This window comes from Faecalispora jeddahensis, assembly GCF_000577335.1.
Lineage (GTDB): Bacteria > Bacillota > Clostridia > Oscillospirales > Acutalibacteraceae > Faecalispora > Faecalispora jeddahensis.
In genome coordinates this window covers 49,149-66,538 of sequence record NZ_CBYL010000002.1, presented here as the reverse complement: position 1 = coordinate 66,538, position 17,390 = coordinate 49,149, and the positions used below count along the sequence as shown (strand labels likewise).

At 54.2% G+C, this 17,390-nt stretch carries 16 protein-coding genes; 8 read left to right on the top strand and 8 right to left on the bottom strand.

Annotation, left to right across the window (positions count from 1 at the left end; all coding sequences use genetic code 11):
• Positions 1–79 precede the first annotated feature (79 nt).
• The 7 genes from TY09_RS01120 (at position 80) to TY09_RS01090 (ending at position 7,450) form a co-directional block, all read left to right on the top strand.
• Positions 80–1,150, top strand: coding sequence for a BMP family lipoprotein (locus TY09_RS01120; protein ID WP_042430255.1), 1,071 nt, complete (start codon positions 80–82; stop codon positions 1,148–1,150).
• An 88-nt stretch (positions 1,151–1,238) separates the two neighbouring features.
• The gene (locus TY09_RS01115) at positions 1,239–2,780 is read left to right on the top strand and encodes an ABC transporter ATP-binding protein (RefSeq protein WP_042430252.1); all 1,542 of its coding nucleotides are present in this window, start codon (positions 1,239–1,241) and stop codon (positions 2,778–2,780) included.
• Positions 2,764–3,891, top strand: coding sequence for an ABC transporter permease (locus TY09_RS01110; RefSeq protein WP_009062659.1), 1,128 nt, complete (start codon positions 2,764–2,766; stop codon positions 3,889–3,891). Before TY09_RS01115 ends, TY09_RS01110 begins: the two co-directional genes overlap by 17 nt.
• Positions 3,881–4,807 carry an ABC transporter permease gene (locus tag TY09_RS01105; protein ID WP_009062736.1) on the top strand — a complete coding sequence of 309 codons (927 nt, stop codon included), beginning with the start codon at positions 3,881–3,883 and terminating at the stop codon, positions 4,805–4,807. Before TY09_RS01110 ends, TY09_RS01105 begins: the two co-directional genes overlap by 11 nt.
• 15 nt (positions 4,808–4,822) lie before the next feature.
• Positions 4,823–5,491: a deoxyribose-phosphate aldolase gene (gene deoC / locus TY09_RS01100; RefSeq protein ID WP_009062605.1), complete on the top strand. Its 669-nt coding sequence runs from the start codon at positions 4,823–4,825 to the stop codon at positions 5,489–5,491.
• Positions 5,492–5,501: 10 nt separating this feature from the next.
• Positions 5,502–5,990: a cytidine deaminase gene (locus TY09_RS01095; protein ID WP_275051686.1), complete on the top strand. Its 489-nt coding sequence runs from the start codon at positions 5,502–5,504 to the stop codon at positions 5,988–5,990.
• Positions 5,991–6,133: 143 nt separating this feature from the next.
• On the top strand, positions 6,134–7,450 hold the full coding sequence (locus TY09_RS01090; RefSeq protein WP_042430249.1) for a pyrimidine-nucleoside phosphorylase: 1,317 nt from the start codon (positions 6,134–6,136) through the stop codon (positions 7,448–7,450).
• Between the two features lie 151 nt (positions 7,451–7,601).
• On the opposite strand, the gene TY09_RS01085 is transcribed toward TY09_RS01090, so the two are convergent.
• From TY09_RS01085 to TY09_RS01050, 8 genes are all read right to left on the bottom strand, one after another.
• The gene (locus TY09_RS01085) at positions 7,602–8,408 is read right to left on the bottom strand and encodes an ABC transporter ATP-binding protein (RefSeq protein ID WP_009062556.1); all 807 of its coding nucleotides are present in this window, start codon (positions 8,406–8,408) and stop codon (positions 7,602–7,604) included.
• On the bottom strand, positions 8,405–9,382 hold the full coding sequence (locus TY09_RS01080) for a FecCD family ABC transporter permease (RefSeq protein WP_411918136.1): 978 nt from the start codon (positions 9,380–9,382) through the stop codon (positions 8,405–8,407). Before TY09_RS01080 ends, TY09_RS01085 begins: the two co-directional genes overlap by 4 nt.
• Before the next feature lie 35 nt (positions 9,383–9,417).
• Positions 9,418–10,584, bottom strand: a complete 1,167-nt coding sequence (locus TY09_RS01075; RefSeq protein ID WP_042430242.1) for an ABC transporter substrate-binding protein — start codon at positions 10,582–10,584, stop codon at positions 9,418–9,420.
• Between the two features lie 107 nt (positions 10,585–10,691).
• Entirely contained in the window at positions 10,692–11,843 is a 1,152-nt protein-coding gene (locus TY09_RS01070) for a nitrogenase component 1 (RefSeq protein WP_042430241.1), read from the bottom strand.
• Positions 11,844–11,849: 6 nt separating this feature from the next.
• Positions 11,850–13,112 (bottom strand): nitrogenase component 1, encoded by a 1,263-nt coding sequence (locus TY09_RS01065; protein ID WP_042430239.1) that lies wholly within the window; start codon positions 13,110–13,112, stop codon positions 11,850–11,852.
• A complete protein-coding gene (locus TY09_RS01060; RefSeq protein WP_147584571.1) occupies positions 13,105–13,863 on the bottom strand; it encodes a nucleotide-binding protein in 759 nt (252 codons plus the stop codon). Before TY09_RS01060 ends, TY09_RS01065 begins: the two co-directional genes overlap by 8 nt.
• Positions 13,864–14,117: 254 nt before the next feature.
• Positions 14,118–14,657, bottom strand: a complete 540-nt coding sequence (locus TY09_RS01055) for a methylated-DNA--[protein]-cysteine S-methyltransferase (RefSeq protein WP_042430235.1) — start codon at positions 14,655–14,657, stop codon at positions 14,118–14,120.
• 15 nt (positions 14,658–14,672) lie between these two features.
• Entirely contained in the window at positions 14,673–16,136 is a 1,464-nt protein-coding gene (locus TY09_RS01050; protein WP_187119568.1) for a DNA-3-methyladenine glycosylase 2 family protein, read from the bottom strand.
• 505 nt (positions 16,137–16,641) lie between these two features.
• Between TY09_RS01050 and TY09_RS01045 the strand changes: the two genes are divergently transcribed.
• The gene (locus TY09_RS01045; protein ID WP_042430229.1) at positions 16,642–17,385 is read left to right on the top strand and encodes an SDR family NAD(P)-dependent oxidoreductase; all 744 of its coding nucleotides are present in this window, start codon (positions 16,642–16,644) and stop codon (positions 17,383–17,385) included.
• Positions 17,386–17,390 lie beyond the last annotated feature (5 nt).

The window sequence follows — 17,390 nt, the reverse complement described above, 5'->3', positions numbered from 1 at the left end:
CTCATTCCCCGTCCTCAAAGCCAGAAATACCGCTTTCCGGCGGTATATCATATTCAAAAAAATATCAGGAGGAAAATGTATGAAAAAGATTCTTGCACTTTTACTCGCAGCGTCGATGGCGATGTCTGCCACAGCCTGCTCCAGCGGAGCAGCAACCTCGAGCGCCGCACCGGCGTCCTCAGGCGAAACTTCCAGCGTGGCAAAAGCGGACTTCAAGGTTTCCATGGTTACAGATACCGGCGGTGTCAACGATCAGTCCTTTAACCAGCTTTCCTGGGAAGGCCTGCAGAAATTAAAGGCCGACAACGGCGCGGACGTCAGCTATGCAGAGTCCAAGCAGGAAGCCGACTATGCGACAAACCTGGATAAGGCTGTCGATGACGAAAACAATCTGATTTGGGGCGTTGGCTTTGCAATGGGCGACGCGATCCTGAATGCGGCAAAAGCAAACCCGGATGTTCAGTTTGCAATCGTAGACAACGCATACGAAGAGACCCCCTCCAACCTGACTGCGGTTGTGTTCCGCGCGCAGGAGCCCTCCTTCCTGGTAGGCTACATTGCGGCGAAAACCACCAAGACCAATAAAGTCGGTTTTGTGGGCGGCGTAAAGAGCGACGTAATCGATCAGTTTGAATACGGCTACAAGGCCGGCGTTGCTTACGGCGCAAAAGAGATGGGCAAAACCGTTGAGGTAGTTGCTCAGTATGCCGAAAGCTTCGTCGATTCCGCGAAGGGTAAGGCCATCGCTTCCAAGATGTTCTCCGGCGGATGCGACATCGTATTCCATGCCGCGGGCAACGTGGGCACCGGCGTGATCGAGGCTGCGAAGGAAGCAAACAAATACGCGATCGGCGTTGATAAGGATCAGGCTTTCCTTGCTCCCAACAACGTTCTGACCTCCGCTCTGAAGAAGGTTGACAAGGCTGTTGAAGAAGTCTCCAAAGAGATCATGGACGGCAAAGCAACCGGTGGCACCACCATCAGCCTGGGCGTTAAGGAAGAAGCAGCCGGCATCCCCGAGGAGCACAAGCTCATGGGCGAAGAGACCTACAAGGCCGCTGCGGCTCTGCAGGATCAGATCAAAGACGGCAAGCTGGTTCCCCCTGCAAGTGAAAAAGACTACAATACCTTTGTTAAAAACCTGAAATAATTGATTGCATCTGCACTTTTTTACGGAGGGGCGCCTTCGGGCGCCTTTCCCCGTAAAAGAGGGAACGGAAGGTTAGGGGAGATTTACTATGGAAATCAGTCCGGAATACGCAGTACAGATGCACGGTATTGTGAAAACATTCGGCTCCTTTTGCGCCTTGGATCAGGTGCATCTGGATGTCAAAAAAGGATCGATTCACGCCATTTTGGGCGAGAACGGCGCCGGTAAAAGTACCCTGATGAATGTGCTTTACGGCCTGTATCAGGCCGATGCCGGGGAAATCTTTTTAAACGGTGAGAAAGTCGCCATCAAAAATCCGAACGATGCCATTGCGCGCGGCATCGGAATGGTGCACCAGCATTTCATGCTGGTAGACAATTTTACGGTTACGGAGAATATCATTCTCGGCAAAGAAGTGACCGGCCAGTTCGGTGTTCTCGACATGAAGAAAGCGCGCGAAGATGTTCTGAAGATCGTGGAGGAATACGGTCTTGAGGTAGACCCCGATGCAAAAATTGAAGATGTTTCCGTTGGAATGCAGCAGCGCGTTGAAATTTTAAAGGCGCTGTACCGCGGCGCGGATATTCTGATTCTGGACGAGCCGACTGCGGTTCTTACCCCGCAGGAGATAGGCGAGCTGATCGAGATCATGCGCGGTCTGGCTGAAAATGGAAAAACCATCATCATCATTACCCATAAGCTCAAAGAAATCCAATCATCATCCGATGTCTGCACGATCATTCGCCGTGGCCAATATATTGATACGTTCCCGGTTCACGATGTGAGCGAAGAAGAGCTTGCGACAAAGATGGTGGGTCACCAGGTCAAGCTGGTGGTAGACAAAACACCCGCCGAGCCTGGCGATGTTGTTTTTGAAATTGAAAATCTGACAGTAAAGGACGAACGCGGACTCGAAGCGGTCAAGAGCCTTTCGCTTCGCGTGCGCAGAGGCGAGATTGTCGGAATTGCCGGCGTTGACGGAAACGGTCAGAAAGAGCTGGTAGAGGCAATTACCTGTCTGACAAAGGTGGAAAGCGGCACCATTCGGATCAATGGAACCGAAATCCAGAATACGACTCCGCGCAATGTCATTGAACATAAAATTTCAACCATACATGAAGACCGTCAGCGCCGTGGACTGGTGATGCCGTTCACCGTGGCGGAAAACACCGTGCTTGAAAAATACCGCAGCAGTCAGTTCAGCAGACGCGGCATGCTGCTGCTGGATAAAATCACAGCCTTTGCAAAGCGCCTTGTGGAGGATTACGACATCCGCCCGGCCGACTGCGAGGGGCACCCGGCGCGCGGGCTTTCAGGCGGCAACCAGCAAAAGGTGATCATCGCAAGAGAAATCTCGAACGACCCTGATCTGCTGATCGCCGTGCAGCCCACCCGCGGTCTCGACGTGGGCGCGATCGAGTATGTACACAAAATGCTGGTACAGGAGCGCGATAAGGGCAAGGGCATTCTGCTGGTTTCGCTGGAGCTGGATGAAATCCTGAATGTGGCCGATACCGTCTGCGTGATTTACGGCGGGGCGATTACCGGCACCTTTACACAGGAGGAAGCCGACGAAAACACGGTTGGACTATTAATGGCGGGAGGCAAGCGGAATGAAAACGCTGGTTAAGATACTGAAAAAACCAATCACCTCCACGCTGATTGCCGTGCTGTTCGGCTTTCTGGTAGCGGCGATTGTTCTGATTCTGGCGGGATATAATCCCATACAGGCGTTCGGCGCCCTGTTCAACGGGATTTTCTCCAAGCCCAAGTACATTTCGAATGTCATCATCAAGGCGACGCCTATTATCCTGACGGGCCTCTCTGTGGCGTTTGCCTATAAAACGGGCCTGTTCAATATTGGGGCCGAGGGGCAGTACATTGCAGGCACCGTGTTTTCCGTCCTTGTGGGCGTCAAGCTTGATCTGGCCCCGGTGTTCCAGATTCCGATCGTTGTGCTGGCCGGTGTGCTGGGCGGCGCTCTGTTTGGCGGGATGGTCGGTCTGCTGAAAGCAAGGTTCGGGATCCACGAGGTCATCACCAGCATCATGCTGAACTGGATCGGCCTGTATCTTTGCAATTTTATCGTGAATTCAGAGGCGTACCATAAGCCGAATTCCACCGCCAGCCTGCCGGTGAATGCGTCGAGCTACACGATGCTGCTTCCGCAGTGGAAAGCCTCCCCTGAGGGGATAGCAGTGCTGAAACCCCACCAGTGGCTGTACGATATGCTGGTGCGCACAGACGTGAATTTCGGGATTTTGATCGCGATCGTGATGGTCGCGGTGATCTGGGTTCTGCTGTACCGTTCCACAAAGGGGTATGAGCTGCGCGCCGTTGGCTTTAACCGCGACGCGGCGGAATTCTCCGGCATCAATGTCAGCCGCAACATCATCGACGCCATGCTGATCGCCGGTGCTCTTTCGGGCCTGGCGGGTGCGCTTGCAATTACGGGCACGGCGCCGCACGGCATCTCTACGCTGGCTGCGTTTGAAAACAACGGCTTCAACGGTCTTTCGGTGGCCCTAATCGCCGGTTCCTCTCCGGTTGGCTGTGTGTTTGCCGGTTTGCTGTTCGGCGGGCTGCTGTATGGCGGGCAAAGCGTTCAGCAGGTGGTTGGCGCACCGACCGAAATTATCAATATCATGATCGGTACGATTGTATTCTTTGTGGCCCTGACTCGGATTGTTCCGATTCTGGCAGACAGACTGGGAAAGAGGGGTACCGAACATGCTAACTAGTATTTTGCTTTTGGTTGGAATTACGATGATGTATTCCACCCCTCTGGTGTTCGGCGCGCTGGGCGGCGTGATTTCGGAGCGTTCCGGCGTGATCAACATCGGTATTGAGGGCATGATGACGATGGGTGCCCTGACCGCGGCGTCCGTCAGCTACTATACCGGCAACCCCTGGCTTGGCTTTCTGGCCGCAGGCGCAGCGGGCGCGGCGATTGCTCTGCTGCACGCCATCGCGTCCATTACCTTCAATGCGGATCAGACGATTTCCGGTATTGCTATCAACCTGCTCGGCCCTGGATTTGCGCTGTTCTTCTGCCGCCTGCTGTTTGACAATGCGGCAATGACGCCTCCCGTAAAAACGCTGCCGAAGCTGTTCGGCGAAAACGCGTTTCATGGCACACCTGCAGAGAGCCTGAATGTGGATGTCACCGTTCTTCTCGCTCTGATTGCTACGGTAGTCATCTGGTTTGTGCTTTACAAAACCAAATGGGGTCTCCGCATCCGCTCGGTCGGTGAATACCCGGCGGCGGCGGATACCCTCGGAATCAACGTCACCCGCACGCGGTATCTCTGCGTTCTGATGTCCGGCGTGATGGCGGGCTTCGGCGGCGCTTCCATGACGCTGGCGATTATCTCTCAGTTTAACCAGACAGCCATCAGTGGCCAGGGCTTTATTGCGCTGGCGGCGGTGATCTTCGGCAAATGGACACCGTATGGCGCGTACGGCGCTTGCATGCTGTTCGGCCTCGCGCAGGCCCTTACGGTCGTGCTTGGCGGCAGCGACAGCAGCGTGACCCTCCCAAGCCAGATTCTGGCCATGCTGCCGTATGTATTAACAATTATTGTGCTGGTCCTCTTCGTCGGTCGTTCCGTTGCCCCGAAGGCAGACGGAGTGCCCTACGAAAAAGGCGAACGCTGACAGAAGGAGAAACGTATGGAACTTGCTAAAATTGTCGGTACGGTAGACCATACCCTGCTCAAGCAGGTGGCCACATGGGAGCAGATCAAAGAGCTTTGCGACGATGCGATGCATTATCAGACGGCATCGGTCTGCATTCCGGCTTCTTATGTGAAACAGGCCAAGGAATATGTGGGCGACGCTATGCGCGTCTGCACGGTCATCGGCTTCCCGAACGGTTACTCCACCAGGGCGGTAAAGGTGTTCGAAACACAGGACGCCGTTCAGAACGGTGCGGATGAAATCGATATGGTCATCAATATCGGATGGGTCAAGGATGGGCTTTACGATCAGGTCACGGAAGAAATCAAACAGATCAAACAGGCCTGCGGCGGGCGTATCCTGAAAGTGATCGTGGAAACCTGCCTCCTGACGGAGGAGGAAAAAATCCGGATGTGCGAGGTCGTCACACGCTCCGGCGCGGACTTTATCAAAACCTCCACCGGTTTTTCCACCGGCGGCGCAACCTTTGACGATGTGGCGCTGTTTGCAAAGCATGTTGGCCCCGGCATCAGGATTAAGGCTGCCGGCGGAATCGCAAGCATGGAGGATGCGGAGCGCTTCCTTTCGCTCGGCGCTTCCAGACTGGGAACCAGCCGAATCATCCAGATCCTGAAAAACGAAGATTCCAGCGGGCAGTATTAGTACGGTCTGAATGTTTTTTCAGCAGGCAAAGGGCGGATCACAATCCGCCCTTTGCCATCACAGCAGAAAGAAGGAGCCTTACATGAACGACAAAGAACTGGTGAAAGCGGCGATCGAAGCGCGTGAAATGGCCTATGTGCCGTACTCCGGGTTTGCTGTGGGCGCAGCGCTTCTGACTGCCGACGGGAAGCTGTACCAGGGCTGTAACATTGAAAATGCGGCCTATACCCCCAGCAACTGCGCGGAGCGTACGGCCTTTTTCAAGGCGGTGAGCATCGGCGAGCGGGACTTTGCTGCGATCGCGATTGTCGGCGGGAAGCACGGGGCGCCCATCAGCGAGTACTGCGCGCCCTGCGGCGTATGCCGGCAGGTGATGATGGAATTCTGCGACCCGGATACCTTCCGAATTCTTCTGGCGAAAAGCCCGGAGGAATGGCAGTCTTACACGCTGAAAGAGCTGCTTCCGCTTGGTTTCAGCGGCAAAGACCTTGACAGGTAATACGGATTTTCCATCAAACAGGCAAACAAAAGTGTTTTCTGCTATTTCGTGAGAAATCAGCATCAATATCGTTGCTCCACTTTCAAAGTGATGCAGCGATTAGTCCGACGATTCGATTTGGAAAAGGGTGACTCACAGTGAGAATGTATGATATTATTGAGAAAAAGCGGGACGGCGGGGAACTGACCAAGGAAGAGATCGAGTTTTTCATCCGCGGCTATGTTTCCGGCGATATTCCGGATTATCAGGCCTCCGCGCTTTTGATGGCTATTTATTTCAAAGGGATGACCGAGGAGGAAACGGCCACGCTGACGATGAGCATGGCGAATTCCGGCGATACGGTCGATCTCTCCTCCATCCCGGGCATCAAGGTGGATAAGCACAGCACCGGCGGCGTTGGGGATAAAACCACGCTGGTCATCTCGCCGATCGTGGCGTCGCTCGGCGTTCCGGTTGCGAAAATGAGCGGACGGGGCCTTGGGCATACCGGGGGAACGGTCGACAAAATGGAGTCGATCCCCGGCATGCAGACCTTCCTTGACCGTGAGCGCTTCTTCGATATCGTCCGCAAGGTCGGCGTCAGCGTGATCGGTCAGTCGGGCAATCTGGTGCCCGCCGATAAAAAGCTGTATGCCCTGCGCGACGTTACCGCCACGGTAGACAGCATCCCGCTGATCGCCTCGAGCATCATGAGCAAAAAGATTGCGGCGGGCTCCGACTGCATCCTGCTGGATGTCAAGGAGGGCAGCGGCGCGTTCATGAAAACGGTGGACGATTCCATCCGACTGGCCGAAGCGATGGTCTCCATCGGCGAGCATGTCGGCCGCAGGACGGTCGCGCTGATCACCGACATGAGCCGCCCGCTCGGCAATGCTATCGGCAATTCGCTCGAAATCTGCGAGGTGTGCGATACGCTGAAGGGTCACGGCCCCGCCGACCTGACGGCGATCTGCATTGAGCTGGCCGCCAACATGCTGTATCTTGCGGGCAAGGGCAGCATTGAGGAATGCAAGCGCATGGCACAGGGGCAGCTTCATAACGGTGAGGCCTATGAGCGCCTGAAAGAGATGGTGGCGGCGCAGGGCGGCGATATCGCTGTTCTGGACGACAACAGCAAATTCCAGCAGGCCAAGGTGCGCCACGAGGTTTACGCCCAGCAGGACGGCTGGTTCTACGCCATGGATACCGAGAAATGCGGAATTGCCTCTGTAGAGCTTGGGGCCGGGCGCGAGAAGAAGGATGACCCCATCGATTACAGTGCCGGAATCATCCTGAAAAAGAAGGTGGGCGACAAGGTGCAAAAAGGTGAGCCACTCGCCGTGTTTTACACGTCCGATCCCTCCCGCTGTGCACAGGCAGAGCGTCTGTTTGAAAGCGCCGTCACGATCCGTGACGGGGCGCCGGAAGAGATTCCGCTGATCTACGCGCGCGTTACGCGCGACGGTGTGGAGCGGTATTAACAGAGGCGGCCACGTGTAAAAAATCAATCTGGTCTGCAGGTGTTTGACAAGTTCATCATCAGATGATTTGCATTTGCACCTGGCAGCGCAAAAAAGGCTGAGAAACGAGATCTCGTTTCTCAGCCTTTTGCTGTGTTTAGAATATTTGGTTTCATTGTGCGGCCGCAGACCTTGAACTGATGGGAATCACACAGTGGAAGGCTTCGTTCTCCACCTCCACGCTGCGGATGCACACCCGAACCGAAAAGGCCCGGTTCAGGTTTTCTTCGCTGATGACCTCGGTGCTTTCCCCGTAAACGCAGGTACCGTCGCGGTTTAAAATCAGCGCGTCGTCTGCAATCTGCAGGGCGTGATCGGGGTAGTGCGTGTTGATCACGGCAGAAATCCCGCGCTGCCGCGACAACTCCTGAATGCAGTTTAAAACGGTGAGCTGGTTTTTAAAATCGAGGTTCGATTCCGGCTCGTCTAAAATCAGCATGGCAGGGTTCGAGGTCATGGCGCGGGCAATCAGCACCATCTGCAGTTCACCGCCGCTCATTTCGTTGCACTGCTTGTCTTTCAGGCCGAGAATGCCGATCGATTCCATGCAGGCGAGCGCCAGCTTTTCATCCTCTGCGCTTGGCAGCTCAAACATTTTTAAATGGGCCGACCGGCCCAGTGTGACCATTTCTTTTGCCGTGTAAGAAAATACGGAGGTTTTCGCCTGTGGAACATAGGCGATTTTCTGCCACAGCTCCCGTTCCGGTATTTGCCGCAGGGGGGTACCGTCCAGCAGGCTCTCGCCGCTGTTCCATTTCAGCATCCCCATCATGCAGCGCAGCAGAGTGGTTTTTCCCACTCCGTTTGAGCCGAGAATGCTCAGAACCTTGCCGCTTTCCACATGCAGGCAGATGTTTTGCAGCACCTGCCGTTCTGTACCGGGGTAACGGTAGCAGCCGTTTTTTACTTCAAAAGTCATAGCTGAGTTCCTCCCGTCTTTCTCAAAAGAACAATAAAGAACGGAGCGCCGATGACGGCGGTCAAAATGGAAATCGGAATTTCGGCCGCGGTGGCGCTGCGGGCCAGGGTGTCGATCACCACCAGAAAGATGGCGCCAAAGCTGATGCTGACCGGCACCACATTTTTATTGTTGCTGCCGAACAGCATTCTGGCAACGTGCGGAACAAGAAGCCCGACCCAGCCCACCTGCCCGCACATGGAAACACACGACGCGGTGACAAAGGTAGCGGCAAACATGATCATCAGCCGGATTCGCTTGACGTTGACGCCCAGAGAGCGGGCTTCGTCGTCGCTGAGCGCCATGATGTTCAGCCGCCAGCGCAAAAAGAAGATGACCAGCGTTCCCACAAGGATAAACGGCAGCCCCAGCATCAGGCTGGAATAGCTGATTCCCGTTAGACTGCCCATCAGCCAGTAGGTGATGCTCGGCAGAACATCCTGCGGATCAGCCACATATTTCACAAGAGATACCAGGGCCTGAAACAGCGACGAAACCACCATGCCGCTCAGCACGACCATGATGATCGTGCTTTTGCCCTTCTGGCGGCTGATGAGGGTGGTCAGTATGATCGCGCACATACCGAAAACCAACGCAGAGATTTGAACCGCAAGCAGATTTTTCGAGAACATCAGGGCCAGCGCCGCGCCGAAGGAAGCGCCGCTCGCAACCCCGAGCGTATCCGGGGTCGCAAGCGGATTGGTGAACAGTCCCTGAAAGGCCGCGCCGGAAACAGCCAGTCCCGCGCCGATGAACATCGCCAGTATCACGCGCGGCAGACGAACGCCGAACAGCACGGAAAGCTGTGTGGAGTCCATTTCCGCGGCGGTTCCCGTCAGGGGAGAAAACAGAACTCTCACGGTATCCGGAACGCTGATGAAATACCGGCCGATGCCAAGGCATATAACCGCAACCACAAAGGGAAGCAGCAACAAAAGGAGTTTGCTCCGAATACTCAGTGCTGCTCTGCTCATTTCTTCAAACCGGAAGCCTCGCTGGAGGGATGGAAGATCTGGTACATTTCATCCTCATTCAGATCGTAGTGATAGAATCTTTTATAGTACTCCTTGACTTCCTTCTCCATGTCGACATCCTTGAACAGCTCCGGCTGGTTTTTCGTGGCGAGCCACTTCATGGCCAAAGGCGTGTCGGAGGCCGGCGGGAACCAGCGGTACATGCCGAGCGGGAATTTGTAGACCTTTTTGTCCTGAACCGCCTTTACCTTGCTCCAGTCAAAGCCTTCGATGGAGTTGTTGTACAGGTCGTCGGGCTGGTAAGGGGAAAAGTTCGTGATGTAAATCATATCAGGGTTCCACTGATAGATCTGTTCCATATTGATTTCCGCCTGGCCTTTCAGGTCTTTTGCCACGTTTTCCGCGCCGGTAGTGTCAAGCCAGTACTGGCCGAAGAAATTGCTGCCAGAGGTTTTGATGGTGCCGTTGTCATAGCGGAACAGAATCAGCACCTTCGGCTTTTGGATAGAGTCGCCAGCCGCCTTGATAACGCTGGTGACCTCGTCCTCCACCTGATAGCCGTAGTCCGCAATCTGTTTGGCTGTGTCGGCCTGGCCGAGCACCTCGCCGAGCAGCGTGACCCAGTTGTCGAAGGTTTCTACCGTGTTAAATTTGAATTTGCTGGTGCTGAAACCGACCGCGGGGATCCCGGCCTTGGTCAGCGCTTCGTAGTCCGCTGTGTTATCGGCGGAGTAGAATACAACGTCGGGTTTCAGCTTTAACACCTCTTCAATGTTGAGGTTGCCGTCCTTCAGAAAATCTGTGGTCGCATTCAGAATTTCAGGATGGATATTCGGCAGAATGGAGTTTTTCGCCGCCGCCATGGAGGAAGGATCCATGCCGACCACCTTTTCCGCTGCACCGTCGAACAGGGCCACAACAGAGGGGAGGGGCATGATGGAGGAAATGACGATGCGATTGACTTCAGCGGGAAGCTCGATCGTATTCCCCGCGTGGTCTGTCACCGTGCGGGTACCGCCTGCCTGTGCGGAGGAAACCGCCTCAGACGGAGCGGCTGCCTCAGAGGAGGTCTGGTTTGCAGTGCCCGCGCAGCCCCCAAGGGCCGAGGTCAGCATGATTGCGCTGACTGCCGCGGAAAGGATTCTTTTTGAGAACTTGAACATGTTCTACCAACTTTCCTGACCGGTGCCTGCCTGAATGCAGAGTGAGAAAATGCGTTCAGGCCGTCGCCGGTTTATTTTTTATTATAATAAACGCCTTTCGGCGATCATTATCGTATTTCAGCAAGGAACGCGTTGAACCATTCCCCAATGCAGCTGACCGGCGACATGCCGGACATTTTACTGGAGATGCAGTACGAGGGCAGATCGAAAAAATCCACCTCTGTTTCCGGATGAATCAGCATGCGCAGCATCGGGTCGCCAATGATCCTACGGTATTTTCCGCAGGTGATGGCCTCTTCGATTTTCTGCTCGTCCTCTAAATTCAGGATGTTTGTTTCCGGGAGTTCGGATTCCGTGCCGAACAGGCAGCCACAGTCGGCGGTAAGGCCAAAGTCGGCTTCCAGCCCCAATTGAACGCTCCGGCAGAGAATTTCGTCCCCCAGCACGAGGATATCGGTTTCTCCGCCCGCTGCGCACGGAACCAGGGATTTCTGTTCGTTCAGACAATTATGTACGGCTTTAAGCCAATTCTCCTGCGCTTTTCTCCCGATTGGGATTTGAACAAGGTAAGGGATGCCGAACCGCTGTTCCATATAGCGGGCGGGCTGCAGGCCGGACTGTGAAACCACCAGATTCAGAGAAGCCTGTGCGGCATTTTGAACCGCCTCCATCGTCAGGCCGTCGCAAAAGCTGGAGATAAGCTCCAGACTATTCTGCGCAAGGGCTGCCTTGAGGTCGCTCGCCGCACTGCTCCCAAAATCCAGCGGGGTCAGCCCCAGCAGATTCACTCCATTCGGTATCTTCTGCTCCGGCATTCGAGTAAAGCGTTCCATCAGCGCAAGGCAGGCCTCTGCAATTCCGTCGGAATAATATCTGGTTCCGGTGGTGTCAAAGCCAAGGCACGGAATCCCGGTGCGTGCCTCAATATCGGCGGCAATTCCCTTCATGTCCGTTCCGATCACCATCGGAACCGGGCTGCCGATCAGCACGATCAGCTCCGGATTCAGGCTTTCGGTAGCGTCCAGCACCTTTTGGATCATTTTTTCATCGTCGCCCAGAATCGCATCGATTTCGCGCAGGCCGGAGCAGAAGATCGCGGTTTTCGATCCATACCAGCGCGGCTCGTCATACCCGGTATAATTGCCGGTGCAGCCGGAAGCGTCGTGGATCACCGCAACGCAGTTCAGATCAAAAATCGCAGAGCATACCCCCGAATAATCAGGTGAAAATGGGGGGAGCTTCACGCAGAGTTTACCCAATTCTGATTACACCACCAATCCATAGTCTTCAATCAGCACGCGCAGGTCAATCACAGTATCCGCGGCCTCTTCCATCAGCTCCATCAGCCTTCGGATGCCGTAATACCCGAACAGACCCTCGTCGGCAAATAAGTCGATCACATGCTCAGAGCCGGAAATGTAAGCGGCGTTCACGCCGATGGAAAGGCTGCCCGGAAAGCGCCTGTCGAATTTCACGATGTCGTTGTGCTCCGGCTGTAAAATCTCCACCGTGGGCATATGCTCCGTCACCCATTCAAAGGCCTCGCGGTCAGACGGAATAACCTCCTGCGCAAAGATTCTGTGAACGGTAAAGCCGTATTTGCCGAGCGCCTTTGCCAGACTGAACGGGCGCACCACGGCGGAGGAATCGAGAATCAAGGGCAGCTTGCCCAGCTTTTTTACCGTATGTTCAACGGCCTTTTCGGCGGCTTCTCTGTCCGCGGTTACATCATAAATGGGGGCGGTGTTTGGGCGAAGGAACTCGTGAATGCCCCGATATTGCTCAGCAACCACATCCAGATCGTAACTGACCGGGAAAAACCGATAGGGGATTCCACAGCGCGCTTCCATTTCTTTTGCGGCCTTCATTCCGGGAGGCATTAATACCAGATTGGCGGAGCTTTTGGCCATTTCTTGCCACTTGTCAAAATCCTGATACTGGCTGACGTGACGCAGGCCGGAAACGCCCTCCTGCGTCAGCATTTTGTGCAGCTCGCATTCTAGGTCGACCGCAACCAGATTGCCGATGCTGTTGACCCCGCCGTCACGCTCAGGCTGTTTTGAGAGCAGGCTGTAAATCCTTTTTTGAATCCCGATCGGCGGCGGTTCGTCCGAACCAAGAGTGATCGGGTTCATGTGCGCCATGCGGAACTGAATATCCGGGTGGCGCAGCTCCAGTTCGGCTTCTGCTGCATCGCAGTCCGTGCCGATCAGGTCGTCCAGGCAGCTGACAAACACAAACATGGCGCGCGGGCGTTTTTTCAGCACACGCAGCAGTTCCTCCACTGCGTTTAGAATCAGATCGTCGTATCCGTTGATGATGTCGCTCTGATCCACATAATAGTAAGAAATCCGGTCTTTCAGTCCCTGCTTGAGTGCGCCCAGCGCGCCGTGCCGGCCGCAGGCAAAGGGACAGATGAAAAGCTGGTAGCTTTCTGGGGCGAGCATCCCCATGCGGACAACACCCCATCCGCCGTGGGCAGGGGTGGCATAATGCAGCGTGGATTCAAAGCACCCGCAGCTATTCATGGCCGCACACCTCCATTACCTTTGAAGCAAGGTCTAAGTATTCCTTTGCCATTTCGCAGTCGGGGAACGCTTCAATCACTGTTTTTCCATCGTTTTCGGCACGCTGTACATCCGGGCTGCGCGGAACCACTTTTACAATGTCGGTTCCGATTTCCTGGGCCGCTTTCTGTACCAGCTCCAGCTCGTTTTCAATGTTCCGTGAATTGAGAATCATGCCGGAAAATTCCGCGTAACCGCGATTCCCGAAATTCTTGATCGCCTGCGAAATATTGCAGGCGGCATATAAAGACATCATTTCACCGGAGGTCACAATAAAAACGCGGTCTGCGTATCCGCCGCGGATGGGCATGGCAAAGCCGCCGCATACCACATCTCCCAGCACATCGTAGAAGACGATATCCGGCCGATACACCTCGTAGGCGTTCAGCTCCTCCAGCTTGTTGAAGGCCGTAATAATGCCGCGTCCCGCGCATCCGATGCCCGGAGTCGGCCCGCCGGATTCCACACAGATCACGTTGGAAAATCCGGAGAACGCAATATCCTCCAGCTTCAGGCCATTCCCTTTTTCACGAATCTGATCAAGCACGGTAGGGATCCGGCGGCCTTTCATCAGGTTTTTCGTAGAGTCGGCCTTGGGGTCGCACCCAATCTGCATGACCCGGTAGCCTTGCAGAGCCAGTGCGGCGGAAAGGTTCGAGGTTGTTGTGGATTTCCCGATTCCGCCCTTGCCATAAATGGCGATTTTATACAAGTCTGTCACATCCAATCCTGCACATCACTGGGTTAGTTAAAACTAACATTCAGACACAATAAAATGAAATTGTGTCCGCCCTCATAATCAGAATGGATAGAAGAAAATCAATTCAGATGAATTTTGTTAGCTATACCTAACTTTATAAATTAGCATAACAAAGCGTTTTTTGAAAGTCAATGTCCAAATCAAATAAATTCCATTTTGACTATTTTTATCCAGATTTGGAGAGCGGATATTAGATAATATGATCATCAGAGCGCGGTTCCCTTGACAGGGATAAATAGCTTCGATAAATCTGCACCTTCGTGCTCCAGCAGCCGGATTTTTTTATCGATGCCGCCGGCGTAACCGGTCAGGCTGCCGTTTGACCCCACAACCCGGTGGCAGGGAATGATGATCGAGATGGGATTATGACCCACAGCTCCGCCGATTGCCTGCGCAGACATGTGCTTCTGATTCATCCGGGCCGCCATTTTTTTGGCGATCTCCCCGTAAGTGGTGACTTCGCCGTAGGGGATTTCACAGAGAATTTCCCATACCGCTTTGCGGAACTCGCTTCCGTTCGGGGCCAGGGACAGCTCGGCAATTGCGGGCTTTTGGCCGGAAAAATACTTGTCCAGCCATTCTTTTGCGGCGGTGAAAATCGGCAGATCGGGGCTTTCGGTCATGGCTTGCGCTACGCTGCCGCCAAAGTACTTTTGATCCTGTATCCACAGGCCGACAAGGCTGTTACCGTCGCTTGCCAGCGTAATTGTCCCTACGGGTGATGAATGCTGTGTTGAATAAAACATATTTCCCTCCTGTTTTTAGAAAGAGTTCCATAGATTCACCGTCGCATAGCTGCGCCAGGGCCGCCACGTTTCGGCCAAATCCAATATTTCCTTTGATGTACGGGGGGCGAGTGCTTTTTGAATGCCATAATCCGTGTGCGGGAAAGCGTCGGTCCATCCCATCGCGCGCATGGAGATGTACTGTGCCGTCCATGGCCCAATACCGGGAAGTGCCATCAGCTTTTGCAGCTCTGCTTCCGGCTGAGGGCAGAAGCTGAAATCGATGGTTCCCAGCAGAAAGGCCCGCGCCAGCTCCAGAATCGTATTTGCCCGCGCTCCGGTAATTCCGAGCGGGCCGAGATGATCGCCGATCGTTCCGTAAAAAGCAAGCATTGCTTCCGGTGAGGGAAAGGTATGAGTCAAGCCCTCAATATCGGTCTGAATGGGGGTGCCGTAAGCCGCCACAAGCCTTGCGGCTAACGTGCGCGCACCTTTTACGGTAATCTGCTGCCCGAGCACTGCCCGCACAGTCATCTCGAAGGGGTCAAAGCTGCCGGGTACACGGGTGCCCCGAACGCAAAGGCCGGGGTGGATCTGGTTCATGGAAGCAAGACCTTCGTAGACCGCATCCGGGTCACAGTATAAGTCGAACAGGTGACGAATCCGGGAAAGCACTTGTGGCAGCACAGGCAGCAGGGAATCGTTCATTGTAACAGTGAGCGCGTTTTTTTGCGGCTGATGGCCTATCCGCACCCAGCCATACACCTGCCGGTCACCGGTTTTCAGGCACACGGTGCGCAGGTACTCCCCGTTGCTGACGATTTCCACACCGGGGATCGCGCGCAGCGCCAGAAAGTCCAGCATCTGCTGCCACTGATAGGGTGGGCGGTACCCTAACGCTACGGTCACATCGCTGTGCGGTTCTTTTTTGCCCGCAGCCTGTCGGCGAAGTGCGGTAGGCGCAAGCCGGTAATGCTTTTGGAAAAGGTCATTAAAGCGCCGTAAACTGCCGAAGCCGGAGGCCATCGCAACGTCGATGACCGAGAGCTCTGTGTCCGTCAGCAGATTTTTGGCGAGCAGCAGTCGGCAGGTTTGCAGGTATTGAATGGGAGTGACGTGATACTCCGCTGCAAATGCCCGGCGCAGGTGGCGGTCTGTGCAGCCAAGCTGCCCGGCCAGCTCCGCTATGCTTTGCTCGTTCCCGCAGTTTTCTTCCAGCAGCCTTGCAGCCCGGTGCGCAAGAGAAGAAACGGCGTCCACACGCGCGTTGCCTGGGGCAAGCTCCGGGCGGCATAAAAGGCAGGGGCGAAAACCGGCCAGCTCCGCCGCGGCTGCGGTGGTATAAAAAGAGCAGTTTTCGGGCTTTGGCAGCTTTGCCCGGCATACCGGGCGGCAATAAATGCCCGTCGTGGATATTCCCACGAAAAAGCGTCCGTCAAATCGTGCGTCTTTGGATTCAAATGCCGCATACCGGGCCCTGTCTTCAGCTGTCTGCATCATCACGCCCCCTTTTGACTGGAATGAATATCATGAATTTGAAATTGCTCTTCAAAGAGCCTTGAAATCATCGCGATCACCAAGATGATTCAATGCTCTCTCAGTGCCCGAAGCTTTGCTTTGGTTTGCACTGTGAGGTTATTATATCATCTATTTCTTCAAAAGCCAGCCATTTTCGGACATGCATATACAAAGATTTCAATTGTACCTCCGGCGCTCACTGCCCTGTGTGGGGGTACAGTCAGAGTGCACATTTCAGTGAACTGCATCATTCAGCCAAAAGTATTCCTGTTTTACAAAATTTTATAAAAATGATAAAGTGAAAAAGAGTAAGTTTGGTAAAATTAGGCAATATAAACAATGGCGAGGACCCAAAATTCTATCTTCTGAAAACGTTCCATATATTGAAATCCTTTTGAAAACAATATACTATAGTGAGTAAATGGATTGTTATAAAAATATCCATCACAGACTACCAAAATCATATCAAGATAAAGGAGAGAAGAAAATGGGCAGATTAGACGGAAAAGTAGCAATTATTACCGGAGCGACTTCAGGCATGGGCAGAGATACGGCTTATGTGTTTGCGGAAGAGGGCGCGAAGGTCGTGATCACCGGAAGAGATGAAGCGAGAGCGAAAGAAGTCGTGGAGACAATCAAAAAAAGCGGTGGAGAAGCATCCTATGTCATCGCCGACCTCTCCGACAGGCAGTCGTTGGATCAGATCGTGGACGAGACACTTGAAAAATATGGAACGGTGGACATATTATTCAATAACGCCGGGCTGCTCAGCATCAAGAGCTCCATCGATGTTCCCATTGAAGAATGGGATAAGATCATGCAGGTCAACCTGACGGCCGCTTTGCTTTTATCGAAGAAGGTTGCCCCCATCATGAAAGCGAAGGGACAAGGCTATATCATCAATACAGGGTCTATCGCGGGAACCTCGGCAAGATGGGGCGCGGCGGCCTATTGCACCTCTAAGCACGCGATGAACGGATTGACAAAAGCACTGGCCCGTGAATTGGGGCCGGAAATCCGGGTGAACGCCATTCTGCCCGGAGCAATCAGTACGGCAATGCTCGACAGCGCAGGCGGAGAAGCCGCTGTAGGAGGGATGAAAGAAATGTCCCCCCTGAAACGGATTGGTCAGGGCAGAGAAATCGGAACCGTGGCGCTGTTTTTTGCGACGGAGGATTCCTCCTTTGTCACAGGGCAGCTTTTGCGGGTTGACGGCGGAGTCGATTGCTGATGTGA